Genomic DNA, 26588 nt, shown 5'->3' with positions numbered 1-26588 from the left:
CAAGTCATGCCCAGATCGTCTCGGCACAACCTGGGATGGATCACAGCTCTGTTGCTCTCTCCGTGGCTAATGGAGGTGGGCCCAATGCATCAAACCGCCATGGCAGGGCTGTTCCAGCCGTTGATTCAGCTGCTGCAACCACGGATCGAACGTCAGCTTGTGAGCCAGTGTCGTCAGCTGGCTGAACAGGCTCTGGATGGCGTTGCTGACGAGATCGCTCCGAAAAGCTGGCTGAACAGCGCCGTTGAGCAGCCCTGCCGGACACTGGCCCGCCCTGTGAGCGAGTGTCTGATCAGGGAAACCAGCCGCAGTGGCAGGGAACTCGGAGTGCTGACGGAACTGCTGAGGGGGAAGGTCGGTGACGATGCGGCTGTGGTAATTCAACGTTGCCTGGCATCACTGACCGGCCTGCCCCAATCAAGCCTGAAGCAGATACCCGTTCAGGAACTGATGGAGCGATTGCGGCAGTAATGCACAAGGAGTTCGTTGTCTCCGAGGGAACGGGCATCGATGAGAGTCCATGCCTGAGAGGACGCCAGTGGTGGAGGGAGTGGCGTGTCCGACTGCAGCAACCAATGGAAGGATCCGCCGAGGATCCTGGGGCAGAGAGTCAGTTGCAGCTCATCAACCGCATCCTGAGCGAGCAAGGAGTGCGTCAGGACAGCTCCACCCAGCAGAGCCAGACGAACCCAGCCTTTGGAGACCAGTTGCTTCAGCGTTTCGCCCCAGCTGGATGCCAATCGAAACGATGACTTGAATCCAGGAACAGCCCCGTTGCCTGCTGACAACACATGTCGTTCGAAAGGTTGCTGAAAAAAAGGCCACTCCAGAGGAAATCCAGCATCTCGACTGACAACCAGTGCTGCCGGCTGAGGCGAGCGACCCTCGACCTGGCGTTGGTTCAGCAGGTCCCGATCACGGATCAGACAGCTGGAGCGATGGGCTCTGAGTGTTCCTGCTCCGATCAGGACAGCATCACTCCAGGCGAGCGCTTCCTCAAGAACACGACGATCTCCTGATCCACCCAGCTGAGCAGCTCCACCTCCCGATGGAGCCAGTCGTCCATCGAGACTGACGGCCAGCACCAGACGCACCGTGGGCTGCTGAGGAAATGAAGGCAATTCAGACAGGAACGGCTGCCTCAAGAGCCGAAGGAGTCATCTCAAGCTGAGGTACTTCTGCGTAGACCTCAGCCGCGTTGTTGGGACTTTCCTGCAGGCGCACCTTGTGAAGGCTGGCACCAATCGCCTTGATCGGGGAGGACAGTCGGTCCGCGATATGCAGCGCGATGTTCTCTGCTGTGGGAACACATTCAGCGAAGAAAGGCACATCCTTGTTGAGAAATGTGTGGTCAAAGGGCTCGACCACAAGATCGTCGACAAGGCGTTGCAGCGCAGAGAGATCGCAGACCATGCCAGACCTTGGATCGATGGGACCGCGCACCGTGACATCCACCAGATAATTGTGGCCATGACCATGTGGACGGGCGCACTTGCCGTAGATGCGCTCGTTTTCCTCTTGGCTGAGCTCAGGTCTTGCCAGACGATGAGCAGCGGCGAAGTGGGTGCGAATCGTGAGGAAGGCGTCCATGGGATCTCCGAGATAGTCGGCCCAGAGGCCTGGTTGTTCGTAAAGGCGCAATGCCGTGATGGGCAGATGCGGACTCAACCGAGCCCAGATCTGCCGGACGATGGCCTCCGTGGTGGGCAGGCAGCCCTCCGGCTTCGACACATCAAATTCGGGCCAGGCGTCGTTGAGAAAGCGAAAGTCGAGCTGACCAGTCACTTCGCTGCGAATGGCGTGCTTCACCTCAGAGAGATTGAGCACCATGCCGTGAGCATCAAGACCACCAGCCATTGACACGATCAGCTCGTAGTTGTGACCATGACCTGGAGCCAGCGCACAGGGCCCGAAACGGGCGGCGTTGTCATCTGCGGACAACTCAGGCAACCAGTAACGGTGACTTGCGCTGAAACAGGCGCGTCGAGTGATGACGCAGCCACGTCCCCGGCCATGACGTGCAGGTGACTTCATTTCAGTCATGTGACGGTCCGGCCAGAAGGCATCCTAATGAGCTACCGGCGATTCCGAGTCATGGCGGAGACCACTCCAACTCTGCGGCAGCGTCTGGGGGGACGCAGTCTGTATCTGGTGGGCATGATGGGCAGCGGCAAAACCAGCACAGGCAGGCCTCTGGCAGAAAGGCTGGGATACGGATTCGTCGACGCGGATGCCGTCATCGAACAGGTGGCCGGCTGCACCATCCCCGAGATCTTTGAACGTGATGGTGAAGAGAACTTCCGCACCCTTGAAACTCAGGTGCTGAGGTCCATCAGCGAACGTCATTCCCTTGTCGTGGCCACCGGTGGGGGGGTTGTCACCCGCACCGAAAACTGGGGAATGATGCACCAGGGCATTGTGATCTGGCTGGACGTCGAGCGCGGTCAGCTGCTGCAGCGTCTTCGCAACGACTCCACTCAGCGGCCGCTGCTGATGAAGGCAGACCCCGCCGAAACACTTGATCAGATCCTGGAGCAGCGTCGCCCCCTGTACGACGAGGCCGATCTCACAGTGGTCATTGAGTCAGAGTCACCGGCCGTTGTTGCGGACGGAATCCTTCAACTGCTGCCGAAGCTGATCAAGGATCCACCGAAAGAGCGCCCGGAATGAGTGTTAGGCGCCGGGTGGGTCAAGGCGCACCGCGTACCACTGCAGAGAGATTCCAGGCGAAATCTCCAGTTCACAGGCTGTATCCATCAGGCGAAGTGCCGCCTCCTCCGGGCTTGCGCAACCGCGGAGATCCGAAGGCCAGGGGGCAAGAGTCTTCAGTCTGCCTGCAAGCCATGTCAGGGTGTCTTCCGCTGTCAGCAGCTGCTCAGGCTCGCCTGGCACCAGCACCACGTAGTGATCAAGGGATCGAATCAGAGGGTCGGACATGGCAAAACCGTTGTTGACACTGCTGATCACCATGCTGCTGCAGTTTGTGGCAGTCCCGTTCGCCGCCGCGGCCAGCGATGGCGGGACCCACTATCTCGAGCAACGCCTCGCGAGCTGGCCGCAATGGTCACTGCCAGCACCTCTGCCCCGTCCACGCTCCAAGCAGGATCTGATTTATCCCGACTGGTTTTCAGGCACTTGGCAGGTCACCAGTGAGGCACTGGATGATTCAGGCCGAGCCAGACCCGATGATCCCCCTCTTGTGCACAAGGTTCGTTTTCTGCGAAACCGTCGCGGCGAACTGATCGGGGATCGGCCTTACAACGCGGCTTCTGTGGGAAAAGCTCTGCTTGGGGAGCAGTTGCTCTCCGTTGAACAGGATCCGGGGCAGGTAAACCGTCAGCTGGCAAGGTTCCGGGATGACGTGCTGCTCGAGACCACCGTGATCGGCCGCCGAGAGACAAATCCGAAAACGGCCTCTGATTTCTTCAGCGATGAATTGGTCCTGCAGATCCTGCACGGACCAGGGTCTCCTCGGCTGAGCAGGATTGAGACTCTCACGCACTACGTGCGGTGCGGGGATGGGATCTGCGCTGATCAGCGCCAGGTCAGTCATGCAGGTCCGGGGCTGGAAACAGATCAGACCCTGGAGGGGCGCCGCAGCCGCTTCCGACTGACGCTCAGGCCGCTGGAGCAGGGTCAAGATTGATAAGGCGGGTTTCGAGCTGATCGCGCCAGCGAAACAGATTCTGAAGACGGGGATGGTCACTGATGCCTGGAACCCCTCGCCCGGCGAGTGATTCTCCTGAAGAAGCAGGGAAACGCAACAGCGACAACTGGGCGGCGAGGGCAAGATCGGCAAGGCTGATGGCATGTCCAACGAGGCAGCCGTTGGGATCGAGACCATCGGCGACGGAGCACAGACTGCTGAGCATCGATGCTCTCTGCTCCTGACCAAGCAATTCGCCGAAGCTGCTGAGCCAGCCACCCGGCAGACCAGACATCAGCTGGCGCACCGGCGAAGGAACATCATCAGGCAGCAGCACCTCACGCAGCTGAGCATCATCTGCCGCAGCCTGAAGAAGAGCAGACCTGACAGCAGCGGCAAGTGTGGTGTCGGCCCAATCTTCAATCAACTGCATCTGGGCACGCTGTTTGGGATCAGCGGGAATCAACGCCGGCTCAGGTCTCATTTCCTCCAGGTATCGACAGATGGCACTGGAATCAGAGACCACGTCATCGCCATCAACAAGAACGGGGACCTGCCGCTGACCGGAAAGACGGAACAAGGAGACTTGTCCGATGCCAGGGGTGACTTCAACCTCTCGAAAACTGAGTCCCTTGGCTTGCAAGGCCATCCGCACCTTGAGACAGAAAGCCGAGTGACGAAACTGATGTAGCTCCAGCATGTCCAAGCCGGGTCAGGCGCTGGAACGGTAGCCATTCAGATCTGCACCTCGCCAGCAGCACTGGAGCAGCCTTCACGAGAGGGCCAGACCTTCCTCAAAATCCCCTCGGCATTGTTCGACCACTGGACAGCGAGACATTCGTTGGCGTTGATTGCGACCTTCGAGGCGATGCGGTTCCGAAGCGTTGCTGGGTCGAGACACCAGCGGATTGAACTGACTTGGATGCTTGCAGAGGGACAGCCAGCACGTTGAACGCAATCGACCAACGGTCTCCATCACCCCTGAAGGGAGCAACGGAGTGGGGCTGCCAGGCAGGGAAGACATAGAACTCCCCTGGCACGGGCAGCACGTAGTGAGCCATGCCAGTACGAAACGACTGCAGATGCCAATCCTCAGGGCCGTGGAAGCAGAGCTGACCGTCAAAACATTGGCCATTGATCTGTGGCGGGACTTTTAAAAAGATCACGCCTGAAAAACTGCCTCCGTGGGTATGGGTGGGGTTGTAGTCGCCAGCTCGCTGACAGTTGAGCCAAAGGTCCACCATCTGCAACTGATAGCGACCTGGCACCCACGGACCGCGGCCTTGGGGAGGCTGACGCCCCATCACATGAGCGATCCAACGGTCACAGGCCGGAAGAACATGGGTGGAACACAACTGCTGGATCGCTGGATGCCCCCCACTGAGCTCACGTTGCTGGCTGAGCTGACCAGCCAGCTTTGCTGAAGCGTCAAGACTTGCGCCAGGGTGCGCCAGCACATCGGCGCTGATGCTGAGCAGCTGATTCAAAAGCGGCTCAGGCAGTTGGCCCTTGAAAATGGATCTCGGGAAAAGATCGAGGATCTCCAAGGTTCGAGCAAAAACTGAGGCGCAGGGTGCCAGCAACAACTTGAGCTGACTGTCCACAGCGATGAAAACTGCCTGATTGATGATTCAGCGCCTGATGTTGTTCACCACCCAGGTCGGGGCATTGATGGAAAGCCTGAAGAGGATGTGGCTTCACTCCCAGATCACAGTGCAGCGATATCTAGGATCCAGGCGGACCTGAATGGTGGTGCAGGAGGTGTCGGTCACCTTTTTCCCTTGAGGCACTTTGCTCTGAGCCTGATTAATGGTGATCTCTCGATCCATGCCCTCAACCGTGACTGATCCGGCATAGGAGCCACCGCAGAACCCGAGCAGGAGCATGGCCGTGAAAAGGAAGGAAGCTTTCATTTCCAAGCTCAACAACATCGAATCCCTCCTTAGCAATCACGCCGCCTGCTGAAACTGAAGCTGTTCAACCCAATACCGAAGGACCTCATCAAGCGGAGATGCTTAGAGCCCGTGTATTGCTCAAAAAAAGAAGACTCGCTGCCGAGTCCCCCAATCTTGGTGTGATTCAGAGGCCATCAACCTCCCCTTAATTGGATCAACAAAAACCACTAGCCGCTGCAACAAACGACTCATTTGCTTTCCGCAGTGTTCCTGGGCCCCAGGTCACCTGAGCGAAAAGGCCCTGGGCCAGAAGACCGTTCTTGATCTGTATTTGCTCCAGATAGACTCAATTGTGTCAATAAGATGCTCTTATTGAGAACTGGCTGCTTGTCGTTGAGTGCCCTCTCACCTGCAGCATGCGTCAGTCATTCCGGAGCCACCGGAATTCCCAAGACACCCTGCGATAACTGGCCATGAAAGAATTTTTCATCAACGTGACGCGCTATCCGCGCTACCTGATCGCTTTCAGCCTGGGTGTGATCAATTCGGTCGCAGAACCACTCGCACGTCGCCGCAGCAATCCGGTCACTGCTGTCGCCCTGATCGGGGCTCTGATCAGTGGATTCCTCAGTCTGAGCTTTGTCCTGCGTGCCATGGTGTCTTCAGCACCGCAGAGCTGACATGGCCCCGGGACGTCGGGTTGAACGCGTGGCAGCCCTCATCCGGCGAGAGATCAGCGAACTGCTGATCAATGGAATCCGCGATGAGCGCGTGCATCAGGGCATGGTGAGCATCACAAACGTCGAGGTCAGTGGCGACCTTCAGCACTGCAAGATTTTTGTCAGCGTCCTGGCAGACGACGAAGCTCGCAGAGAAGTCATGAATGGTCTCCAGGCCGCCAGTGGCTACCTGAGAGGGGAACTGGGTCGACGGCTGCAGATGAGACGAGCCCCTGAGGTGGTGTTTCAGCTCGACCGTGGTCTTGAGAAGGGAACCTCCGTTCTGCATCTGCTCGGAGAGCTGGAGCGAGAACGCGAGGTGAAGGGCAGCATCCCTTCCGGCAGCGACGACAGCGAAACTCCCGGCTTCAATGACTGAAGCAGAGCGTCGCAGGGCCGTTGCCCGGCTTCTGGTCATCCGTGCCAGCGGCCATGCCGAAGACCGGCAACGTCAGTACCCGCGTTGGGAGCACTGCAATCGTGAGCTGCAGAGGCTATTGCAATCAGGGGTTGGCGGGATAATCCTGCTGGGCGGCACAGCCACGGAACTGCAGCAACGATGCCGCATGCTCCGCAGCTGGAGCGACAGCGAAGACCTGCTGCTCTGCGCTGACGTGGAGGAAGGCATTGGCCAGAGATTCTCAGGTGCCACCTGGTTGGCGCCACCGATGGCCCTGGGAAGGCTGCATCAAACCAACCCGAAACAGGCTCTGAAACTGGCAGAGCGTTACGGCCGCACAACCGGGGATCAGGCACAACGATGCGGCCTCAACTGGGTGTTGGCTCCGGTCTGCGATGTGAATAGCAACCCTGAGAACCCTGTCATCAACGTGCGGGCATGGGGAGATCAGCCTGAATCCGTTGCGGATCTGGTGGCAGCGTTTCAACGGGGCCTCAACGCCGCTGGCGTGCTGGGCTGCGCCAAGCATTTCCCCGGTCACGGCGACACGGACCAGGATTCCCATCTTGAACTGCCTCTGATCAACCACGCTCACAGCCGGCTCGACCAGGTGGAACTGGTGCCGTTCCGGCGACTGATCGACTCAGGAATCGACAGTGTGATGACAGCACATCTGCTGATTCCGGCCCTGGACGACACGCAGCCGGCGACTTTGTCGCGAGCGGTGCTGACAGATCTGCTGCGAACAGAGCTTGGTTTCACGGGCCTCGTCGTCACCGACGCCCTGGTGATGGAGGCGATCAGCAGCTGGGCAGGACCTGGAGAAGCCGCGGTTCAGGCCTTTGCTGCGGGAGCGGATCTGATCCTGATGCCCGCTGATGCCGATGCGGCGATTGATGCCATCTCCGCAGCACTGGCCGACGGCAGGATCCCTGAATCCCGCCTGCACGAGTCACTAAAACGACGAACAGAAGCCTTGCATCGCTGCGAAAAGCCCTGCTTCAGCGACACCGAGGTTGAGCTCGAAACAGCTCCAGACCGTGCATTCTGCATGGAGCTCATCGACAGCTCGCTGGAGGTGCAGGGCCCCCTGATTTCACAACATCTTGATCAAGATGGTGTGACCTTGATCCGGGTGGATGGCGTTCTCCCCTGCCCATTTCTGCACGGCGGTGCTGCGGCGATCACCACTCCCGAATGCCATGGATACAAAGCTCTGATCTGCCACGACAGGGGGATTGAGCCCTGGAGCAGCGACAGAGACAGCGCGGCGCCGCTTGACCTCGAGCGACTGGGAGAGGGGCCAGTTTTCCTGCAGTTGTTTGTCCGCGGCAATCCATTCCGCGCCGGCCAGCAACGCCGGGAACCCTGGGTTGAAGCCATCCAGCAGTTGCTGGGAGTTGAGCGCCTATCGGGCTTGGCGGTCTATGGATGTCCCTACCGGTGGGACTCTCTGCGCAAACTCATCCCGGACGACATTCCTGCGGGGTACAGCCCGGGGCAGATGCCTGAAGCACAACAGCAGCTCTTGAATCGGATGTGGGGTTTGAAGGAGGAGGCGCACGAACGCCAAGACTTCACCGACTAAACAAACGAAGCCTCTCGAAACCGCACCGTTGGAAGCGCCTTAGCCTCTGCGGCAGTGCTCATCACCAACATGCTCAGCCTCTCGATGATCGTGCGCGATGAGGAAGCGCGGATCGAGGACTGCCTCAAGTCTGTCAAGGGCTTCGCGGATGAGATGGTTCTTCTCGATACTGGCTCAGTGGATGGCACCATCGCCCTCGCAGAGGCCTGCGGCGCTCGCGTGGAACGGATGGACTGGCCCGGTGACTTTGCGCCGGCACGCAATGCGGCTCTAGAGCTCGTGCAGGGTGACTGGGTGCTGGTGCTCGATGCCGACGAAGAGCTCCGCTCAGAAGCAATCCCGCAGCTCAAAGCCTTGATGGCACAACCGGATGTGCTGGTGATCAACCTGCTGCGACACGAACTGGGAGCAGCAATGGCTCCTTACTCCAACGTGAGCCGCCTGTTTCGCCGACATCCACGACTCCGATGGAGCAAGCCCTACCACTCGATGATCGACGAGAGCGTGGATGCGCTGCTCAAGGAGGAGCCTGGCTGGCGGATTGCCAACTGCACCGAACCAGCACTGCTGCATGAGGGTTATCGACCGGATCTGCTGGCTGGATCGGATAAGGCGGACAGGCTGCGTCAATCGATGGAGAGCTGGTTGAAAGACCAGCCCAATGACCCCTATGCCTGCGCCAAGCTCGGTGCTCTGGAGGTCAGCGACGGCAATCGAGACAGGGGTCTCAGCCTTCTTCGCCACGGCCTGGAGCAGTTGCCCACGGGCGATGGCAACAGTGCTGAACGCTATGAACTGCTGCTCAATCTCGGAATCGCGCTGGCTTGCGAGGACAGCGAGGCTGCCGTGAAGTGCTACCGAGAGGCACTGGAACAACCGCTGGAGACCCGTCTGAGCCTGGGTGCGCGTCTCAACCTGGCGGCCTTGCTGATGCAGCGCAACGAACTGGAGGAAGCCATTCAGCTCACCACAACTGCCTGTCAACGGGCGCCCGAAGTGGCACTCGCCTGGTACAACCTGGGGCTGATGGAGCGCCGTCGTGGCGATCTGCTTGCTGCGATCAAGGCTTACGAGCGATCCCTGAGCGTGAATCCCTCCCACGCGGAAAGCCATCAGAACCTGGCCGTGGCCAAGCTGATGGGGGGGGATATCGATGGTGCGCGCACAGGCTTCCGTCAAGCCATCGCGCTGCTGCGCGCACAGGAGCGGCAGGGAGAAGCCACCGCCTTGCATGCCCAGGTCCATGGACTGGTGAAGCTGGACGATGAGGCCAGCGCATGAGTGCTGATCAGACCCAGCCTTTATTGGGAACCACGGTGGTGATCACTCGCTCCCGTGAACAGCAGAGCGAAGGCCGCAGGCTGCTGGAATCACTTGGCGCCAGGGTTCTCGACCTACCGGCTCTGGAAATCGGCCCGCCTGACAGCTGGGCTCCTCTCGACGATGCTCTCGCCGACCTGGAGAACTTTCACTGGATGATTGTCTCCAGTGCCAACGGTGTGGAAGCGGTGGAGTCACGGCTTCAACTCAGGGGAATGGGGCTGATGCAACGCCCCGAGAGTCTCAAGATTGCAGCCGTGGGACGGAAGACGGCTCAGTGTTTGGAAGAACTGGGGGCACCGGCTGATTTCGTGCCACCCACATTCGTGGCCGACAGCCTGATTGACCATTTCCCTGTGTCTGGCTGGGGATTGAGAATCCTGTTGCCGCGGGTGCAAAGCGGCGGACGGACTCTTCTGGCCGAAGCCTTCGGAGAAGCCGGCTCAAGGGTGGTGGAGGTAGCGGCCTACGAATCCCGCTGCCCAACATCCATGCCGGCAGACACCTTGAAAGCACTGGAGAATAGAGAGGTCGATGTGGTCAGCTTCAGCAGCGGCAAAACCGTGACCCACACCGTGCAGCTGCTGGAGAACGCACTCGGGAGTTCAGAGACTGAACAACTGTTCAGAAAGCCTGCTGTGGTTTCCATCGGTCCACAGACCAGCAAACGCTGCAGGGAACTGCTCGGCAGAGTGGATCAGGAGGCCACCCCTCACGACCTGGAAGGACTGGTCAAAGCCTGCGTTCAGGCGATGCAACGGGGGGGCTGAGACTCTCCAGAGATGGAAAAGCTCAGACAGCCTCGCGTGAGATCAATGCCGTTCACGGTCCAATCCTTCGGCAGCGGAGCCGCCGGATTGCCGGGGCAACGGCCGCGCTGCCCGACGCACACTGTTCCGGAGACTTGAGGGCCACTAACAAGCGCCCGAAGTTCAGACCCGACAGCCAAAACACCAATGACATCGAAATCAGGTGTGGCTGCCCCATCAGAATCGTTCTGAACGATCAAGGCCTTCGACGGGTCAATGATGGGTGCGAACGGGTCGACTCGCCCCTCCGGAACCGATGAGAGGACCTGTTCACTTGTGGGCAGGGGAATCAGTCCAGTCTCGGATGAGGAAGGTGCGGGGGGAGACACCTCAGCAACGGGGGCATCAGGCGAGGTCGGATTGACCGATCCTTGAATGTTCTCTTGCGTTCCACAGCCGCTGAGGGCTCCCCATGCAACAGCCATCAATAACGCCGCACAGGAGGCTGAGGCTGGGATGCGGGAAGCAGACACCTCAGCTCTGCGATGCGTATCCGCTTTCCACCAAGTCGCGGAATCGATCAAGGTTCGCCTGGAGTTCCTTCGTCACGATTCCACCAAGAATGCTGGGTTCCATCAAGGGAGCCAACACACCAGGAAGTTCGTAGGTCACGCTGAGTTTGACGGCAGTGAGCTGAGGTTGTTCCGCATAGAAGCGAACTCCTCCTTTGGTGGGCAAACCTCCCACCGACTCCCAGTGGAGTTGCTGGGCTTCGACCCTTTGTGTGATGCGTGCCTTCCAATGGAAGCGGAATCCCTGGGCTGCCAACGTCCAGTCGGTCAGGTCTGGATCCTCGAGCGTCTTGACGGATTCAATCCAGCGCATCCATCTGGGCATTGCTTCCAGATCGCTCCAGACCTCCCAGACCCGGTCAACGGGAGCCTTGACCTCAGTGGTTACGGAATGTTCAAGCCAGCGTCCCATGGGTTCAGGCAACTGCGTTGTTGACGGCCAGCCGGGCCGGTTGCCCCAGGATGGCGGCGGCGGCAAGGTGCCCGCTCATGGTGGCTCCTTCCATCGAGTCGATGTAATCCTGACGGGTGTAGCTTCCGGCAAGATAAAAGTTTCTGACCGGAGTGCTCTGGTCAGGCCTGTAAGGCTCCATGCCGGGAGCTTCCCTGTAGAGCGATTGAGCCAACTTCACCACGTTGCTCCAGGTGAGTGTGAGATTGGCAGCAGAGGGGAACAGCTTTCTCACCTGACGATCGGTGTGCTCAACAATGTCTTTGACCGACTTGCGCATCCAGGGGTCGCCAGGCGTGAGCACACACTGCAGCAGAGAACCTTCACCCTCCTTGCGGTAGTCCTCGGGGCTTGCCAGGGCAAGATCCGCGAAACAGCTGAAGTCGGCATCAGCTGTATAGAGGAGATTGTTGAGACCAGCGGGCTGGGTGAGGTCTGCGCGGCTTGCGGATTTTTCCTCACCGAGTTCAGTCACCCAACCGTCGTAACGCAGCTGGACGGTGGCCACTGGTACCGCTTCAAGATTATGGATGGCTTCAAATTGCGGGAAACGACGCCATTCATCCGGAAGCAGGCGCTGAATGCCCGGCACATCGCAGGCGGCCAGATAGGCATCGGCAACAACATGCTTCTCCCCATCCGGAGTCCCCAGCTTCAGTCCTGTGACCTCAGGATGATTCCCCTCGCTGAACTCCACCTGCTTGACGGGATGACGGAGGTGAAGCTTCCCACCTCGCTTCTGGATGTAATCGAGGATCGGGCCCGTTAGCCAGCGATGGGGTGACCCCTTGAGCAGGTTGAGCTTGGAAGCCTCGGTTTTGGCAGCGAACATCATGAAGATGGTCAGCATGCAACGGGCCGAGATTGTTTCGCAATCGATGAAACCAAGTGCGTAAGCGATCGGATTCCACATCCTGCGAATGCTCTCCGGGCTGCCGCCATGGCCCACGAACCAGTCCTTGAAGCTGACTGAATCCAGGGCTCGGATGGTGCGCATCGCGCCTTCGTAATCCACCAGCCCTCGCACAATCGGACTTGTGCCGAGGGCTAGAGCATTGCGCAACTTGTCAATCCAGCCCAGCTGAGGAGTGGTGAAGAACGCTTTGAGACCGTTGAAGGGCGCACCGACAGGGAATCGGAAATCAAGTTCCCGCAGGTCACCTCCCTCATTCACAAACAAGTGGGTGTGATCCTTGGGAAGCAGGTTGTCGAACGCGCCCACTTTGCGCATCAACGCGAACAGGTTTGCGTAATTGAAGAAGAAAACATGCAATCCCATCTCGATGTGATTGCCGTCGGGATCAACCCAGCTGCCCACCTTGCCGCCCATGAAGGGGCGCGCCTCATAGAGATTCACCTCATGACCAGCATCAACAAGATCCACTGCGGCGGAGAGGCCAGCCAGCCCGGAACCCACAATCGCGACCCGCACCGTCCGTCGTGCAACTGGGGCGACTCTATGAATTGGACAGACTGAACTGCTTTAGGCAGAAGCGGGGACAGGTCCATAAAGTGAAAAGAAGGACCAGCACTACTGCCTCCGATGTCCAAACCCGACACCACTGCAGAGACCGCGACAGCAGGCCCGTCGCACACCGCCAAAGACGGTAAGGGGATTCTGATCACAGCCCCCGCCATGCAGCAGCTGGCGAGGCTCTGCACTGACCAGGGGACCAACCAGGTGCTGAGAGTGGGAGTGCGCTCCGGTGGCTGCAGCGGTATGAGTTACACGATGGATTTCGTGTCCGCAGCAGAGATTCAACAGGACGATGAGCGTTATCAATACGAAGCTCCGGACGGGGCCTCGTTCGAAGTGATCTGTGACCCCAAGAGCCTGCTCTACATCTACGGGATGCAACTGGACTTCAGCACTGCACTGATCGGTGGAGGGTTCAATTTCACCAACCCCAACGCCACACAGACCTGCGGCTGCGGCAGCTCCTTCGCCGTCTGATCCAGCGGCGACCATGTGGTTGCTGTGGGAATCTGAAGTCCTTGCCCGACCGATCAGCGCTCCATGGAGTCCAGCCAGGAAAGTCTTTTCCAGCAAGCGATGAGCCGTTACCAGCAGGGTGCACCGGCCCAGGAATTGCTGGCGGATTTTGAGACCATCACCGCAGCGGCGCCACGCCAGTCAGCGGGTTGGACATGTCTGGCCTGGCTCCAGTTGCTTTGCGATCAATCCGAGGAGGCCCTGCGTTCCGCACGACTGGCGGTCAAGCTGAACAATCAGGATCCGCAGGCACGCATCAATCTGTGTCTGGCGATGCTGGAGACCAAAGCCAAGGGCGTGAGAGATCAGATTGAAGTGATTCAGAAGGTTCTTGCTCTCGCCCCTGAAATGGGAGACGAGCTGAGGGAGTCCATTGAGGACGGTCTCAAACGGCGGCCGGAGTGGCCGGCTCTTCTCAAGGTGAAGGCCTGGCTGGAGCTCTGACGTGGGCCGACTGCTGCTGCTCAGCAACGGCCACGGAGAGGATCTTTCCGGCGCCCTGCTGGGTCAGGCACTTCAGTCTGAAGGCCATGCGGTGGACGCTCTTCCCCTCGTCGGCAAAGGACAGCCTTATCAGGATGCAGGCATCGCCCTGATCGGAACCACACAGGAATTCAGCACGGGGGGGCTCGGTTACACGAGCCTGCATGGCCGTTTGACCGAGCTGTTGCAGGGACAAGTCGTCTATCTGCTGCGACGCCTGATGAGATTGCTGCGCATCGCCAGGCGTTACGACCAGGTGGTGGTGATCGGCGATGTGATTCCGGTGATGGCTGCCTGGCTCTGCAGACGGCCCGTGACCACCTACCTCGTGGCGTACTCAAGTCACTATGAGGGAAAGCTGCGCCTGCCCTGGCCATGCGCTGAGTGCTTGCGCAGCCCTCGCTTTCAGGCCGTGTTCAGCCGCGACCAGCTCAGCGCGGACGATCTGAGTGCACAGCTCCGCAAGCCGGTCTCGTTTCTGGGCAATCCGTTCATGGATCCGATTCTGAAAGACGATCGACGCCTGCCTCAGGCACGCCGTCGACTGGGACTGCTGCCAGGGAGCCGACGGCCTGAGCTGGAGCAGAACCTGGTCCTGCTGCTGGGAGTTGTTGAACAACTGCCGGCACCGTTACTGAGCAGTGGAGAGCTGCAGCTTGAGCTGGCACTGGTGTCCGCCCTACCCAATGCTGCACTCTCGGCGGTGCTTGGACCAATCGGCTGGAGCCTTAAAACCGCTGACAACGGGCAATCAACCCTGCTCTATCGAGACGCTCATCGGGTGCAGATCCACCGTGGTGGCTTCGGAGCAGTCCTGCACAGTTCCGATCTGCTGTTGTGCATGGCAGGAACGGCAGCGGAACAGGCCGTCGGGCTGGCCAGGCCGGTCCTGCAGCTGGCGGGTAGGGGACCTCAGTTCACACCAGGGTTTGCAGAGGCCCAGCGCCGTCTGCTGGGCCCGACGGTGTTCTGCGTGGATGGCGAGGCGGGCGCAGCAACAACGCTCAAAAGCACAGCCGCGCTAGCCCTCGAGCTTCTGGAACGCAGCCACCTTGATCTCCAGCTGCAGAGCCTCTGTCAGGACATCGCACTGAAGCGCCTCGGCGAGGCCGGCGGCGGCGCCAGGATGGCGAAATCGATCTCGCGATTGCTGCGGGCTTCCGAATGAGCAAACCGAACAACGAACCCATCTGGAAGCGCTGGCTCGATCGCATCCTTGTTCTGAATGTCTTCCTGGTTATCGCTGGAGCTGGTTGGTTCGCAGCAGCGGTTATCGGAAGCAGTCAGGGATTTGAAACGCCGATGCGGGTTTTCATGCGTCTGTGGGAACCCCTGTTCACTCCTGCCATCGGCCTGCTGATGGGCGCTGCCCTGCTCAGCGGCTGCTGGAGCTGGTGGCAACGTCGAGTGCAACGGGCAAGGTCGGACAACGGAACTTGAAGCCCAGTTCTTCGAGTCGACTCGAATTCACGAACTGCCCCTCCAGAACCACCTTCGATCCATCACCCAGCAGCAGCTGAAGCATCGGGCCCGGCACCGCCAGCAGACTGGGTCTACCCAGACAACGGCCGAGACTTCCCGCAAAAACGGTCATGGTCACAGGGTCAGGGGCCACCGCGTTGATGACTCCTGACCAGGATTCAGATTCCAGGGAGCTCTGAATGATGCGGCACAGATCACCGCGTTCAATCCAGCTCATCCACTGCTGTCCTGAACCGATCGGGCCACCGAATCCCGCGCGGAACACGGGCAGCATCTTGGCGAGCGCTCCACCCTCCGAGGACAGCACGATGCCGATTCGCAGTACCACGAGCCGAGTTGCTGAAGGCTTCTCTTCTGCAGCCTGCTCCCACTTCTGACAAAGGCGCGCCAGAAAATCCTGGCCTGCGGGACTGCTCTCTTCAAATCGACCATCAAGACTGGTGCCGAAGTAACCAACAGCCGAGGCATTCACCAGCACAGACGGAGGCTTGGCGAGGGTGGCCAGGGCACTCACCAGATGTCGGGTTGTGCCGAGACGGCTGGCCTCCAGTGTTTCAAGGTGCTGAGTTGTCCAGCGCTGTTCAGCAATTGGTTCGCCGGCGAGATTGACGACACCGTCACTGACGGCGAGTGCATCGTGCAGTGGCGTTGCAGGAGCCCAGCTCGACGCCGCACCGGGATCTGCCTGAATCCACTGAAGCGATTTCGCCAGCTCATCTGGAAAGGCAGCCGGCGAGGGCCGGCGACTGACAAGAGTCAGCCGATGACCGGCTGCCTGCAGAACGGGAACCAGGCCACGGCCCACCAGACCAGAGCATCCGATCAACAGAAGGCGCATGGGAATGGCGACATCAAGTCGTCGACGTTAGGAAGCGACAGAGGGATCGGTGTCCTCGAAAGGCAAGGTGAGATTCATCTTGCGAGCCATGGGCACCAGAGCAAAGCCCTGGATGAAGAGGCCATAGAGAACCACGGCCAGAGCAAGCGGAGGCATGGCCACACCCCAGCTCACTCCTGGGGTCGACCAGGCCTGGATAGCCATCGCAATGGGCACTGCACCACGCAGGCCCGCCCAGCACACAAAGATCCGTTCGCCATGACTGAAGGTTGTGCGCCAGAGAAGAATCTGCACCATCAGCAGACGCACCAGCTGCATCACCAGAAACAGCACGAAGGCGAGAACGGCGGAATGAACGACATCCTGAGGGTTCACCACGAGCCCCATGCAGAGAAACAGCAGGAGCTCGGCCATTTTTGCGTAGCTGGAATGGGCCTCCTCCAGGCCGTTCTGGTCCAGGTCGGCACTGTTACCGAGGACCAGACCTGCCACATATGCGGCAAGCAAGGAGCTGCCGCCCAGCAGAGACGTGCCACCGCTCAGCACCATCAGCAAGGCGAGGCTGACCACCGGCAGCATTGCGGTCTGGTTCAGCCCCATGCGTGTTCCAAGCAGCTGCACCGTGAGGCTGCCGCCGAGGAAGCCAATCAGAATCCCAAGCAGGAACTGGCGCACCAGATCGGTCACCAGCACCCCGGCGCCGACACCCTCACCACCGGCCAGTGCCAGAGCCAGTCCGGCAAGGACAACGGCAATCGGATCATTGAACCCCGACTCACACTCGATCAGATCCGTTAGCGGTTTGGGCAGACGGCCCTGGAGAGGTCGCAGCAGAGCCAGAACAGCCGAGGCGTCTGTGCTCGCAACCATGGCGCCAACAAAAAGACTGCGGGGGAGCAGAACGGCGATCGACTCCGTGCCTTGCGACAGGCCGAAACCGAAAATCACCAGCGTGATCAGAGCAGCCGTGATCAAGACGCCGATGGTGGCCAGGCGGGCTGCTGGCGATATCACACCTCGAACCTGTTGCCAGTTGGTGGTGAGACCTCCGAAAAACAGAACCAGCACCAGAGCCGCCTGGGTGATCTGCTTGGCATGCTCAATACTCAGCAGGGTGATTTCACGGCTTCCGACAACGTCCACGTGATTTTCAATCAGCAGACCGAGCAGCAGCACCATGAGGATTCCAGGAACCCTCACCTTTGCCGCCAGGTCATCGAGCAGAACTGCAACCAGCAGCAAACCACCGAATGCGACCAGATAAAGCGAAAGGCCGTTGTCCAAACCAGCGATGGATGTGGTCCTGAAGGGTTCTAGCCTGGCCGGAGAATAACGACCCGTGATGGCAGAGACAGAGTCGAACCCTGCACCAGCTGCCAAGCCACCCGCACCACTGAAGAAAGGTGCGCTGGTGCGGGTCAACCGTTCGGCCTACTCCGGCAGTGTGGAGGCCGGAGCGAGCGATCCTTATCCACCGGCCTACATCTTTGATGGCCCGGGGGAACTGCTTGTTATTAAGGGCGAGTATGGCCAGGTGCGTTGGCGACGTCCGGTACCTGATGTGTGGTTACGCATCGATCAGCTCGAACCCTTCACCTGAGAATTCAGCGACCTCTCAACTGTCGAGACTGCGGCAGGCAACGACTGAACAGCTTCAGGAACTCTCCAGACGGCGCCGCCAAGCACTGCTGAGAGCGATTCCATGCTCACAAGAATTGGATGCCGCTTGTGGCGCCCAAGTGCCGCTGAAGCCACCGAAGCAGCAGACCAGGGATTCCAGCCCGCGAGCAGCACCACGCTGCGATAAGCGCTGGGCCAGGGATTGTCAGGGAGGGAGTTCTCCAACAACTCGAAATGATGAGCGGCCTCAGCCGGCCTGTTGGTCAGGACAGCCAGCAGGGCCAGAGTCCACCGCGCGGAGACATCAGATGGGTCCTGCCTCAGCTGTTCGAGCGCCTCACGCCGCAATGGTGTCCTGTAGCCGAAATGGCCGTCAAGCATGTGTTCGATCGCCACGCTGCTGAAGACGGGATCGAGACCTGCAGGCCCCTCTGCAAGCCCTGTGGCAAGTGCAGGGAAGCGCTGTTCAAATCCAATTGGCGAGGCGGCATCGGACCGTCGCTTCCAGAGCGAGTAGCTGCCTCCCTTGGAACGGGGAAAGACTTCGACCTCCTCAAAGACTCCGCTCTCACGCACGGCCTGATCCAGGGAGCGCGCAGACTTGCGCACAGAACCCTGGTCACCTTCGGCCAGCAGGACCCAGCTGGCATGGTCCAACACCGGCTGGATGTGATCACGGCTGCCACCGAGCTGGCGACCCACCAGCCGGCCACCGTTGCGGCGGCCGTAATAGCTCACATTGTGCTGATTGAGGTCCGGCGTGCTGGGAACAACGATCAACGTGGTTTCATCAGCGGCGGGATCTGCACCACCCGCCCTCGCAACGATCGCTCGCAGCGGATTGCGATCCTTGGGTTGCAGACGTGCGAACTGGGCTGTCCAAGCCGGTGCGATCGCGACCAGCGTCCCGGCGGTCAGAGCCAATCCAGGCAGCCAGGCTGACCGTTCCGGCCAGCGTTGATGAATCCACAAACCCCACTGCCACCATCCACGGCTCAGCACGATCAGCAACGAAGGCAGCAAGGGAGCGATGTAGCGAGCGTCTTTGTTGGGGCTGAGGTTGGTGACAATCCAGCCGAGAACCAGCGTGCCCAGCAACCAGGTCCAGGTCTCACCTCGATCCTGTTGGTTGCTGAGCGTTGCCATCTTTCCCCTGACGCGCATCACGATCAGCAACACAAGACCAGACAGACCGATCCACAGGAGTGCCGAGCCGATCTGCAGGGGAACCTGACGCAGATACCAGAACCAGCCCGAGAGGCTGAAGACCCCTGGATCCCCCTCTCGGGCCGCTGATTCGATCACAGCGCGATTCGTGCCGCCCAGGGTCGTGATCCAGTTGTGCCGCAACCAGGGAAACATTGAAATCAGAACCAGCATCAGTCCTGCCAGCGCCTGTAGGCGACGGCCTTGCCCGATGCGTTGAGCCGCAACCAGTGACCAGGCGAGAGCGGGAAGCAACACCAGCAGAGCGCTCTGTTTCACCAGCAGTGAGAGCGTCACAGCAAGGGCCGCGAGAAACGCCTGCCACCAACGGCCGCCACTGCCAGGACTCCACCAGGAACCCAGACGCCAGAGCGCCAGGCTGACCAGAGCGGCCAAGGGCAGCTCAAGCACGTAGTCGGTCCTGAGTTCCAGCAGCATCGGTGCCAGGGCCACGGCCGCTGCAGCCACCAGTGCGAAACCCCTGGCTGTTGCTCTCGGGCGCAGGAGCTGGAGTGCCCAACCGGCAGTGGAGATCAGCAGCAACGCATTCCAGAGACTCAGGGTCCATGCCGCCTCAGACGGAGCATCGCCCGCCACGGCCATGACCGTGCCATTCACCAAAGACGCCAGAGGAGGAATTTTGGGGGAAAGGTCGAGAAGAGCATTCCACCCTTGCCAACCGCCTCCAGCCAGAACGCCCAGGGCACGACCATGGTCAAGCGCACTGTTGAGGTAATCCGCCTGATCCCAGGATGGCAAGCCAGCATGATGCCCCCACCAAAGACGATCTGCAGCGGTCGCGAAGAGCCAGATCAGAATCAGGCCAACACGGAACGGTCCAGCCCCCATCAACTGATCTCCAGCCGACGCCGTTCCTGATGCAGTCGCTGACGCCGTTGACGGGCCTCACGCAGCATCTCGCGACCGTCATGGAGATAGCTGTCGACGTAACCCATCGTGTAACGCTCAAGCTCCGCAACGGCATCCTCCACCTGAGAGAGGCAGTGATAGAGGCTTAAGCCAAAGCCCCTGGCCGAAGGCGGGGTCGGAAGCGACTGAAAAACACTCTTGATCTTGTCGAGACGTTTTCGGCTCTGATCGAGATAGGTGCAAAACGCCTCCATCAGTTCGTCGTCATATGGATCTGCCGACAGAGCTTTCACCTCTGCAGCGAAAGGATTGATCACCTGACCCAGCATTCGATCAATCGGGGCGTAAACCTTCTGAAGCCAGGAGGACAGCGCCTGGTCCTCGCTGGCTCCCCGGCCTGATGCACGCCGCGCCGCCTGGCTGGCTCGGGCGTTGCGGGCTCCGCGGGCCCGCGCTTCCTCACGGGCGAACTCGGAGGTTCCATGCTCACGATCAAAGCAACGCCTTGTCTCCGGATCACCGAGCTGCTCCCAGGCCGCGTTCAGCGCCAGAATGTGCTCTTCATCACCACCAGCATCAGGATGATGCTGCTTCACCAGGCGTCGATAGGCAGCTTTCAGCTCAGACTGCGTGGCACTGGATGTCACCTCAAGCACTTCATAGGGATCCCTGGAGTGATCCGAGCGATTGGAGAACGCAGGGCTCAAAGCTGACCATCCCGGCGCGCAGGCAGAACCGCTGCAGCACTGAACATCGGAGTGGAGAGATAACGCTCGCCGAAGCTGGCAAGAATCACCACGATCCTGCGACCGGCCATCGCTGGACGCTGGCCCAGCTTCAACGCTGCTGCAACCGCTGCTCCGCTGCTCACCCCGCAGAGCAGTCCTTCCTCCCTGGCCAGACGCCTCCCCAGTTCCATGGCCTCCTCATCGGTCACAGCGATGACCTCATCAATCAGTTCCTGCTGCAACACCGGAGGGACAAAACCTGCCCCGATGCCCTGAATGCGATGCGAACCCGCCGCTCCGCCTGACAGCACAGCACTGGCGGCAGGTTCCACTGCAATCACTTGAAGATCCTTCTGCCGACTGCGGAGCACACGCGCACAGCCCGTGATCGTTCCTCCTGTCCCAACCCCCGCCACCAAAGCATCCAGTTGCCCATCGGTGTCCTGCCAGATTTCCTCTGCTGTGGACACCGCATGGACGGTGGGATTGGCGGGGTTATCGAACTGCTGAAGCAGATAGGCGCCTGGAATCTCTGCCACCAGCTCCCTTGCGAGAGCAATGGCGCCAGGCATTCCTTCATTGCCGGGAGTGAGCTGTAATTCTGCGCCATAGGCACGAAGCATGGATCTCCGCTCCGTGCTCATGGTGTCGGGCATCGTGAGAATGAGGCGATACCCCCGCGCTGCAGCAACCATTGCCAGCGCGATGCCGGTGTTGCCGCTGGTGGGTTCAACCAGCACGGTGCTTCCGGGCACGATGGTGCCGCTCTGTTCAGCAGCCTCAACCATCGCTCCCGCGATGCGGTCTTTCACCGAAGCTGTGGGGTTGAAACTCTCAAGCTTGGCAATGATTTCAGCCTGGCAACCAAAACCCTGCGGCAGACGATTGAGCCGCACAAGTGGTGTACGACCCACCAACGCTGTGATGTCGGGAGCGATCTGCATGCGCGTCGGATGAATGTCGCTGAAACCAGGTCCATCCAATCATCACAGGCACAGACAAAGCACTGCGATTGAGGCTGTGTCCGACTCAGCCAAACTTCAAACCAAAAAAAAAGCCCCCTGAAGAAGGGGGCGAAGTGAATAGGAAACCGTTTCAGAAATCAGGTTCAGAAGCGGAAGGTTGTCTTCACAAGAGCACCAAAGTTGTTGAAGGTGTCGTCGTCGTCGGAAACAGCCAAACCACTGGTGGTGTATCCCAGAGGGCGGCTTAAGTAGAAGATGGCCGGAGTGACTGAAATGTTGTCAGTCACCTGGAACATGTACCACCATTCCCAGGCGTAATTGCCATCAGCAACGAAATCGCTTCCATCATTGATGTCTGAATTGTTGTCCCAGCTGGTCACAAACGTGGGCTGACCAACAGCCATACCCGCTGCATTCCCTTTCAGGAATACATCAGCCCACTGAAGTCCTACGTACCAGGATTGAGAGGTCGCTCCATCAATGGAACCGTCACCATCAACGAGATTGGCATTTGTGATGTCAACCGAGTTGTAGCCCCAGCCGGTGCTGATGCTGGGGAACCAGCCTGCATTTTCAGGTGTCCACCAGGCACTCACACCCACAGAGTTCGTGGTGCCCAGGCCGCTGAACAAGTTGGCAAGCGGAGTGCCGTTACCGGCATAAATGCCAGCTCCGTTGTCACCCGATGCGTAGTTGTATGCAGCAGCGATGCCCCAGTTGTCGGGGGCATAGGCAATCTGAACAGTGCCGCTGCTGGAGGAGCAATCAGTGCCGATTCCGCCGCAGTCCTCAGTCGATCTCAGGAACGCATTGTCGGCGTTGGTGACCTGAGGGTTGCCGTTTTTGCCGTTACCACTCACGTAGTTGACGCTGATGCTGAAGTCATTGTCAGACCACCAGATGCCAGCTCCTGCGCCGAGCTGCAGGTTGTAGGTCTGAGGAGCACCGGCGTAGGTGAAGAAGTCGAGAACGGTATCTGCTGGATAAGCACTCGGCCATACAGCCAGCATGTCGTCCTGACGGACGCGGCCACCCACTGTGGCGGTGAAGCTTGATCCGATCGGGAACTGATACCAGATTCGGTTGACGTTGATCTGATCAGGACTGCCTTCCTCATAGGCGGTTTCCATCGTGGTCAAGCCTGAATAAGGGCTGTTACCACCGAAAGCAGAGGAGGCGAAGTTGCCTGCACGCAGCATGGTGCGCAGCAGATCCTTACCGGTGAAGCTGGTGTCGAGGAAAAGGCGCGTGTCGTAGTTGAACGTGGTTGCGCCGGATGCAGCAGCTGCCAGATCTGCAACCTTCTCTCCGCCGATTTCAGCACTGCCGCCGTAGCTGTTGGCACCGATCACGAAGGTGGTCTGACCTTTCAGCTTGGTGGTGGTGGAGAACTGGGTTGCTTCCAGTTCACCGACGCGGGCCTCCAGGCCGTCAACACGGCCCTTGACGATGGCGAGCTCCTTCTCGAACTCCTTCATCAGACGCTTGAGCTCGTCGGTCACTTCAGTGACGCGGTCGAGACAGGCGTTGAGCAGCGCGGCCGCTTCAAAGCGTGTCATCGCACGGTTGCCGCGGTAGGTGCCGTTGGGATAACCGGCCACACAGCCGTAGCGCTCAATCAGGTTGCTGAGTGCCTGATAGGCCCAGTCAGTCGGATAGACATCGGAGAACTGGGTGATGCTGGTGACCTGATCCACAGCAACCGCGTCCTGGGACACGGAGGCATAGTCGGAGACACCGGCAACATTGACTTCAGTTGCGCCAGCAGCCACAGGAGCCAGCAGGCCCAGGGCAGCGGGGGCAACAAGCAGTTGCTTGAACAATTTCATGAGAAGAGGGTCCTCACACAGAACCGGCGTATAAAACGCCACATCTAATTTGCGCGTGAGAGCCCATCGCCAAGACGTTCGATGTGACAGACCGACGCTTGACCTGTAGCAACGGTTACCGGATCAAGAAATTGGTGTGGCAACGACGACCAATTGCTGGTCACGCGCCGATCCAGGAGACGATCGCGAGTGACAGCGCCCCTTCAAAACGATGCCCCCGATCGGTGACCGATCGGGGGCTCTCGCCGGGTCCACTCTGGCGCGGAACCGGATGATCACTCAGAGGAAGGTGCCGTCAGCCGGCATTCTCCGCGATCAGCAGACCCTGAATCAAAGAACTGGAACTCATGGACACCTCCTCCTGAAGGATTGTGAATGCCGGCGGCGCATCCGAATCAGACGTTCCCCCGAAGAGAAAGTGCCGATTCACGACGCTGCATCCTGTACCTCAGGACCATACTCAGTTTCATCCGTGCTGTGGAGCATCCATGGGCTCCAACCCCGTGAAATCAAGGCCTCCCTGGCGGATACTTCTCGCTCTCTGGGGCATCGCAGCTTGTCTCGCCGTGATCGGCCTGGGTGATGTGCCGCTGAGGGATTTTGACGAAGCCACGGTGGCGAGAGTCGCCTTCGAGCTACACCAGGGGAAAGGTGAAGCGGCACTGCTGCCGACACTCTGGGGAAATCCTTACCTCAACAAAGCGCCTGGACTTCATCTGATTATCGCTGCTGTGATCGGAATCACACCATCTTCAGGATTGCCTGATGAATGGACGATCCGAATCGCCCCGGCTCTTCTGTCCACACTGGTCGTACCGCTGGGGGGACTGCTGCAGTGGACGCTCAGACCAGGAGACCGCACAAGCACTCTCTGCATGAGCGCCATTCTGATGACGCTTCTGCCGGTCGCTCGCCATGGACGAATGGCCATGCTCGATGGGACTCAGCTCACAGTCATGGCTGTGCTTTGGCTGGGACTGATCCAGCTGAGCTCAACGCATCAACCACGGCGTGCCGGACTCATGACCGGCTTAGCCGCAAGCGCGATGTTGCTGCTGAAAGCCCCTTTGCTGATACCCGCCATCGCTGCAGGGACTGTTGCCATCGCCTGGGGGAAGGAATGGCGGCACTGGCAGCTGCCACAGGCCTGCTCCGGCATGGCACTGGGCTTACTGCCTGGCCTTGGGTGGCATGGATGGCACGCTCTGGTGCGCGGACAATCTGCTCTGTGGCTCTGGGCGGGAGATGGTGCCGGACGCGTTCTTCTGGACGCAGGCGAGGGAAGCGACCTGGGCTGGCGAGTTCCGTTGATCGAAGTGCTTGAAGGTGGCTGGCCCTGGCTCGCCCTCTTTCCACTTGCGGTGCTCTGGGCCTGGCAGCTCAGAGTCACACGCTGGGGGCGATGGAGCCTGAGCCTTCTGGCCGTCATGGGTGCGTCAATCCTGCCTCTGCGCACTCAGCTTCCCTGGTACAGCCATCCTCTGTGGGTGCCGGTGGCCCTGATTTGTGCTCCACTGTTGGCCTGGGTCGTCAGCCGAAGCGAAACACCTGAAACAGCGGTGCCGTTCCGGGGCGTTCTGAGCAGAATTCCACTGTTCTGGATGCTGATCGGCCTGCTGCTGCTCATCGTCGCGGGAGTGAGCATGACCCCACTCGGATCAGCGCTCAGCGACTATCAAAGCCCAGCCCTGGCCCTGGGACTCGGCTGGAGCGCAGGTGGATACCTGCTGACGGCCAGCAGCATCCGCCGACGCAGGCTGGGAGCGATGAGTCTTGTCTGCGGAAACCTGGGCGCTCTTGCACTGATCTTCAGCACACCTCTCTGGCACTGGGAGCTCAATGAAACTTGGCCGGTGCAACCGATTGCTGATCTGACAAGAGAAGGACGTGGGCATCAGATCACCATCGAAGGGCACGACGAAAGACCCAGCCTGAATTGGTATGCACAGCAGAGGATTCCTCGAAATCAATCAGCCACGGGCCTGCGCCTTAGCGACAAACAGCAACACTGTGAAGTCGTGGCCAGACATCAACAATGGACCTTGAGCGATTGCGATAAAGTCCATCACAAAGATTAGAGACGTGCCTAACACAACCGAGCCAGAAAATATCAAACATCAGGGATTATCAATCATTTTACCGACATTTAATGAAGCAGGATCCATCTCAAAAATGGTGTCTTCACTTCTTGAACTCACCAGCGACTGGAGAACAGAGATATTAATAGTCGACGACGATTCTCAGGACGGAACATCAGACATTGTGCGCACAATGGCAAGACAGGACCAACGAATCAAACTGATTCAACGTGTGGGCCGTTCAGGCCTGGCAAGCGCCATCAAGGAAGGCCTCATCGCTGCTCTTTATCCATTTGCCGTCGCCATGGACAGTGACGGACAGCATGAACCCCCCGCCGTCCTGGCGGCTGTTGAACAGCTCGATAACGGAGCTGATCTTGTGATTGGCAGTCGTTTTCTTGTCAACTCTGCAATCCACGGACTGAGTGAACGACGTACCGAGGGATCCAATCTGGCCAACCGTTTAGCTCGATGGAGCCTGCCCAAAAACTATTGCCACCTGACTGATTACATGAGTGGCTTCTTTGCGATGGACCTCAGACGCTGCAATCAGCTCGTCAGGAAGGTGGATGTCAACGGATTTAAATTCCTGTATGAGCTGCTAGCGATCAGCAAAGGCAGATTGAATACCATTGAAATCCCATTGAATTTTCAACCACGACTGCATGGGAGTTCCAAGCTGGACTATGCCGTGCTGTGGGACTTTCTCATTTCACTGATCCACACTGCCCTGTTCAGGTTGCTTCCACGAAGAGCTATTAGCTTTGGCCTTGTTGGACTTTCTGGAGTTTTTGTTCAACTCATCATTACGTCGTTGGTGATGTCACTTGGCCCAAGTTTTCAACAAGCCCTTCCTCTTGCTGTTGTCTCTGCAGCAAGCTCAAATTATCTGATTAACAACACTCTCACATTCAAAGACAAGCGTCAGCACGGGCGGCAACTGCTTAAAGGCCTACTCAAATTTCTACTTGTCGCATCTCTACCTTCACTCGCCAACATTGGGCTGGCAACCGTTTTTTACAATCTTGTTCAGACTAATGCAATCGTCGCACAACTATCAGGAATCATTGTGGTCTACATCTGGAATTATGCGGCATCATCCAGATTTGTCTGGAACGCACCTTGAGACGGCGCTTCAATGATGAAGGAGTCCTTT

Annotated in this window: 31 protein-coding genes; 15 read left to right on the top strand and 16 right to left on the bottom strand. The window is 59.1% G+C overall.

Annotation, left to right across the window (positions count from 1 at the left end):
* The first annotated feature begins 6 nt into the window (after window positions 1–6).
* Window positions 7–471, top strand: a complete 465-nt coding sequence (locus tag SIB83_RS09140; RefSeq protein ID WP_413745621.1) for a hypothetical protein — start codon at window positions 7–9, stop codon at window positions 469–471.
* Here the strand turns inward: SIB83_RS09140 and SIB83_RS09135 are convergent.
* Together SIB83_RS09135 and SIB83_RS09130 are read right to left on the bottom strand one after the other, a co-directional pair.
* A complete protein-coding gene (locus SIB83_RS09135; RefSeq protein WP_413405235.1) occupies window positions 441–1121 on the bottom strand; it encodes a RibD family protein in 681 nt (226 codons plus the stop codon). The genes SIB83_RS09140 and SIB83_RS09135 overlap by 31 nt on opposite strands.
* A 1-nt stretch (window position 1122) precedes the next feature.
* Window positions 1123–2043 (bottom strand): 6-pyruvoyl trahydropterin synthase family protein, encoded by a 921-nt coding sequence (locus tag SIB83_RS09130; RefSeq protein ID WP_413745620.1) that lies wholly within the window; start codon window positions 2041–2043, stop codon window positions 1123–1125.
* 27 nt (window positions 2044–2070) lie between these two features.
* On the opposite strand from SIB83_RS09130, the gene SIB83_RS09125 reads away from it, so the two are divergent.
* On the top strand, window positions 2071–2670 hold the full coding sequence (locus SIB83_RS09125; protein ID WP_413745619.1) for a shikimate kinase: 600 nt from the start codon (window positions 2071–2073) through the stop codon (window positions 2668–2670).
* 3 nt (window positions 2671–2673) lie between these two features.
* Here SIB83_RS09125 and SIB83_RS09120 read toward each other — a convergent pair whose 3' ends face one another.
* Window positions 2674–2937: a chlororespiratory reduction protein 7 gene (locus SIB83_RS09120; protein ID WP_413745618.1), complete on the bottom strand. Its 264-nt coding sequence runs from the start codon at window positions 2935–2937 to the stop codon at window positions 2674–2676.
* On the opposite strand from SIB83_RS09120, the gene SIB83_RS09115 reads away from it, so the two are divergent.
* A complete protein-coding gene (locus SIB83_RS09115; RefSeq protein WP_413405227.1) occupies window positions 2936–3646 on the top strand; it encodes a DUF6816 family protein in 711 nt (236 codons plus the stop codon). The genes SIB83_RS09120 and SIB83_RS09115 overlap by 2 nt on opposite strands.
* On the opposite strand, the gene SIB83_RS09110 is transcribed toward SIB83_RS09115, so the two are convergent.
* The 3 genes from SIB83_RS09110 to SIB83_RS09100 all read right to left on the bottom strand — a co-directional run bounded on the left by SIB83_RS09110 (window position 3618) and on the right by SIB83_RS09100 (window position 5559).
* On the bottom strand, window positions 3618–4346 hold the full coding sequence (locus SIB83_RS09110; protein WP_413745617.1) for a glutathione S-transferase family protein: 729 nt from the start codon (window positions 4344–4346) through the stop codon (window positions 3618–3620). The genes SIB83_RS09115 and SIB83_RS09110 overlap by 29 nt on opposite strands.
* A 94-nt stretch (window positions 4347–4440) precedes the next feature.
* Window positions 4441–5193, bottom strand: a complete 753-nt coding sequence (locus tag SIB83_RS09105) for a putative 2OG-Fe(II) oxygenase (RefSeq protein WP_413747344.1) — start codon at window positions 5191–5193, stop codon at window positions 4441–4443.
* Between the two features lie 150 nt (window positions 5194–5343).
* The gene (locus SIB83_RS09100) at window positions 5344–5559 is read right to left on the bottom strand and encodes a hypothetical protein (protein WP_413745616.1); all 216 of its coding nucleotides are present in this window, start codon (window positions 5557–5559) and stop codon (window positions 5344–5346) included.
* 455 nt (window positions 5560–6014) lie between these two features.
* Here SIB83_RS09100 and SIB83_RS09095 point away from each other — a divergent pair, with 455 nt between their 5' ends.
* The 5 genes from SIB83_RS09095 to SIB83_RS09075 all read left to right on the top strand — a co-directional run bounded on the left by SIB83_RS09095 (window position 6015) and on the right by SIB83_RS09075 (window position 10338).
* Window positions 6015–6221 carry a DUF751 family protein gene (locus tag SIB83_RS09095; protein WP_066911775.1) on the top strand — a complete coding sequence of 69 codons (207 nt, stop codon included), beginning with the start codon at window positions 6015–6017 and terminating at the stop codon, window positions 6219–6221.
* A 1-nt stretch (window position 6222) separates the two neighbouring features.
* Window positions 6223–6639, top strand: a complete 417-nt coding sequence (gene rbfA, locus SIB83_RS09090; RefSeq protein ID WP_413405220.1) for a 30S ribosome-binding factor RbfA — start codon at window positions 6223–6225, stop codon at window positions 6637–6639.
* Window positions 6632–8248 carry a glycoside hydrolase family 3 N-terminal domain-containing protein gene (locus SIB83_RS09085; protein WP_413745615.1) on the top strand — a complete coding sequence of 539 codons (1617 nt, stop codon included), beginning with the start codon at window positions 6632–6634 and terminating at the stop codon, window positions 8246–8248. The genes rbfA and SIB83_RS09085 overlap by 8 nt, the downstream gene beginning before the upstream one ends.
* A gap of 69 nt (window positions 8249–8317) precedes the next feature.
* Window positions 8318–9529, top strand: coding sequence for a glycosyltransferase (locus SIB83_RS09080; protein WP_413747343.1), 1212 nt, complete (start codon window positions 8318–8320; stop codon window positions 9527–9529).
* A complete protein-coding gene (locus tag SIB83_RS09075) occupies window positions 9526–10338 on the top strand; it encodes a uroporphyrinogen-III synthase (protein ID WP_413745614.1) in 813 nt (270 codons plus the stop codon). Before SIB83_RS09080 ends, SIB83_RS09075 begins: the two co-directional genes overlap by 4 nt.
* Here the strand turns inward: SIB83_RS09075 and SIB83_RS09070 are convergent.
* The 3 genes from SIB83_RS09070 to zds are packed head-to-tail and all read right to left on the bottom strand — an operon-like array spanning window position 10314 to window position 12772.
* Complete coding sequence (locus tag SIB83_RS09070; RefSeq protein WP_413745613.1) at window positions 10314–10901, bottom strand: hypothetical protein; 588 nt, start codon at window positions 10899–10901, stop codon at window positions 10314–10316. The two genes, SIB83_RS09075 and SIB83_RS09070, sit on opposite strands and share 25 nt — an antisense overlap.
* Window positions 10852–11301: an SRPBCC family protein gene (locus SIB83_RS09065; protein WP_413405211.1), complete on the bottom strand. Its 450-nt coding sequence runs from the start codon at window positions 11299–11301 to the stop codon at window positions 10852–10854. Before SIB83_RS09065 ends, SIB83_RS09070 begins: the two co-directional genes overlap by 50 nt.
* 4 nt (window positions 11302–11305) lie before the next feature.
* Entirely contained in the window at window positions 11306–12772 is a 1467-nt protein-coding gene (zds, locus tag SIB83_RS09060; protein WP_413405209.1) for a 9,9'-di-cis-zeta-carotene desaturase, read from the bottom strand.
* A gap of 111 nt (window positions 12773–12883) precedes the next feature.
* Between zds and SIB83_RS09055 the strand changes: the two genes are divergently transcribed.
* The 4 genes from SIB83_RS09055 to SIB83_RS09040 all read left to right on the top strand — a co-directional run bounded on the left by SIB83_RS09055 (window position 12884) and on the right by SIB83_RS09040 (window position 15256).
* Window positions 12884–13294 carry a HesB/IscA family protein gene (locus SIB83_RS09055; protein WP_413405207.1) on the top strand — a complete coding sequence of 137 codons (411 nt, stop codon included), beginning with the start codon at window positions 12884–12886 and terminating at the stop codon, window positions 13292–13294.
* Window positions 13295–13357: 63 nt separating this feature from the next.
* Window positions 13358–13777 (top strand): tetratricopeptide repeat protein, encoded by a 420-nt coding sequence (locus SIB83_RS09050; protein WP_413405205.1) that lies wholly within the window; start codon window positions 13358–13360, stop codon window positions 13775–13777.
* Window position 13778: 1 nt separating this feature from the next.
* The gene (locus SIB83_RS09045) at window positions 13779–14984 is read left to right on the top strand and encodes a lipid-A-disaccharide synthase-related protein (RefSeq protein ID WP_413745612.1); all 1206 of its coding nucleotides are present in this window, start codon (window positions 13779–13781) and stop codon (window positions 14982–14984) included.
* Window positions 14981–15256: a hypothetical protein gene (locus tag SIB83_RS09040; protein ID WP_413405203.1), complete on the top strand. Its 276-nt coding sequence runs from the start codon at window positions 14981–14983 to the stop codon at window positions 15254–15256. The genes SIB83_RS09045 and SIB83_RS09040 overlap by 4 nt, the downstream gene beginning before the upstream one ends.
* On the opposite strand, the gene SIB83_RS09035 is transcribed toward SIB83_RS09040, so the two are convergent.
* Window positions 15192–16136, bottom strand: coding sequence for a TIGR01777 family oxidoreductase (locus tag SIB83_RS09035; RefSeq protein WP_413405201.1), 945 nt, complete (start codon window positions 16134–16136; stop codon window positions 15192–15194). The genes SIB83_RS09040 and SIB83_RS09035 overlap by 65 nt on opposite strands.
* A 27-nt stretch (window positions 16137–16163) precedes the next feature.
* On the bottom strand, window positions 16164–17420 hold the full coding sequence (locus SIB83_RS09030) for a cation:proton antiporter (protein ID WP_413745611.1): 1257 nt from the start codon (window positions 17418–17420) through the stop codon (window positions 16164–16166).
* Window positions 17421–17478: 58 nt separating this feature from the next.
* On the opposite strand from SIB83_RS09030, the gene ndhO reads away from it, so the two are divergent.
* Window positions 17479–17736 (top strand): NAD(P)H-quinone oxidoreductase subunit O, encoded by a 258-nt coding sequence (gene ndhO / locus SIB83_RS09025; protein WP_413405197.1) that lies wholly within the window; start codon window positions 17479–17481, stop codon window positions 17734–17736.
* Here ndhO and SIB83_RS09020 read toward each other — a convergent pair.
* The 5 genes from SIB83_RS09020 to SIB83_RS09000 form a co-directional block, all read right to left on the bottom strand.
* Window positions 17715–19811, bottom strand: a complete 2097-nt coding sequence (locus SIB83_RS09020; RefSeq protein ID WP_413745610.1) for a 4-amino-4-deoxy-L-arabinose transferase — start codon at window positions 19809–19811, stop codon at window positions 17715–17717. The genes ndhO and SIB83_RS09020 overlap by 22 nt on opposite strands.
* The gene (locus tag SIB83_RS09015) at window positions 19811–20539 is read right to left on the bottom strand and encodes a J domain-containing protein (RefSeq protein ID WP_413405193.1); all 729 of its coding nucleotides are present in this window, start codon (window positions 20537–20539) and stop codon (window positions 19811–19813) included. The genes SIB83_RS09020 and SIB83_RS09015 overlap by 1 nt, the downstream gene beginning before the upstream one ends.
* Window positions 20536–21504 carry a cysteine synthase A gene (gene cysK / locus SIB83_RS09010; RefSeq protein ID WP_413745609.1) on the bottom strand — a complete coding sequence of 323 codons (969 nt, stop codon included), beginning with the start codon at window positions 21502–21504 and terminating at the stop codon, window positions 20536–20538. The genes SIB83_RS09015 and cysK overlap by 4 nt, the downstream gene beginning before the upstream one ends.
* Window positions 21505–21668: 164 nt before the next feature.
* A complete protein-coding gene (locus SIB83_RS09005; protein ID WP_413745608.1) occupies window positions 21669–23354 on the bottom strand; it encodes an iron uptake porin in 1686 nt (561 codons plus the stop codon).
* Window positions 23355–23649: 295 nt separating this feature from the next.
* A complete protein-coding gene (locus SIB83_RS09000) occupies window positions 23650–23784 on the bottom strand; it encodes a hypothetical protein (protein ID WP_413405188.1) in 135 nt (44 codons plus the stop codon).
* A 58-nt stretch (window positions 23785–23842) separates the two neighbouring features.
* Here SIB83_RS09000 and SIB83_RS08995 point away from each other — a divergent pair, with 58 nt between their 5' ends.
* The gene (locus tag SIB83_RS08995) at window positions 23843–25432 is read left to right on the top strand and encodes a 4-amino-4-deoxy-L-arabinose transferase (protein ID WP_413745607.1); all 1590 of its coding nucleotides are present in this window, start codon (window positions 23843–23845) and stop codon (window positions 25430–25432) included.
* A gap of 4 nt (window positions 25433–25436) precedes the next feature.
* Window positions 25437–26558 (top strand): glycosyltransferase, encoded by a 1122-nt coding sequence (locus SIB83_RS08990; protein ID WP_413745606.1) that lies wholly within the window; start codon window positions 25437–25439, stop codon window positions 26556–26558.
* Window positions 26559–26588 lie beyond the last annotated feature (30 nt).

It is taken from the genome of Synechococcus sp. MIT S9507 (assembly GCF_047304715.1).
In the GTDB taxonomy this organism is placed as follows: Bacteria; Cyanobacteriota; Cyanobacteriia; order PCC-6307; family Cyanobiaceae; genus Synechococcus_C.
The sequence above is the reverse complement of the archived record's forward strand: the minus strand, read 5'-3'. Positions and strand labels throughout refer to the sequence as shown.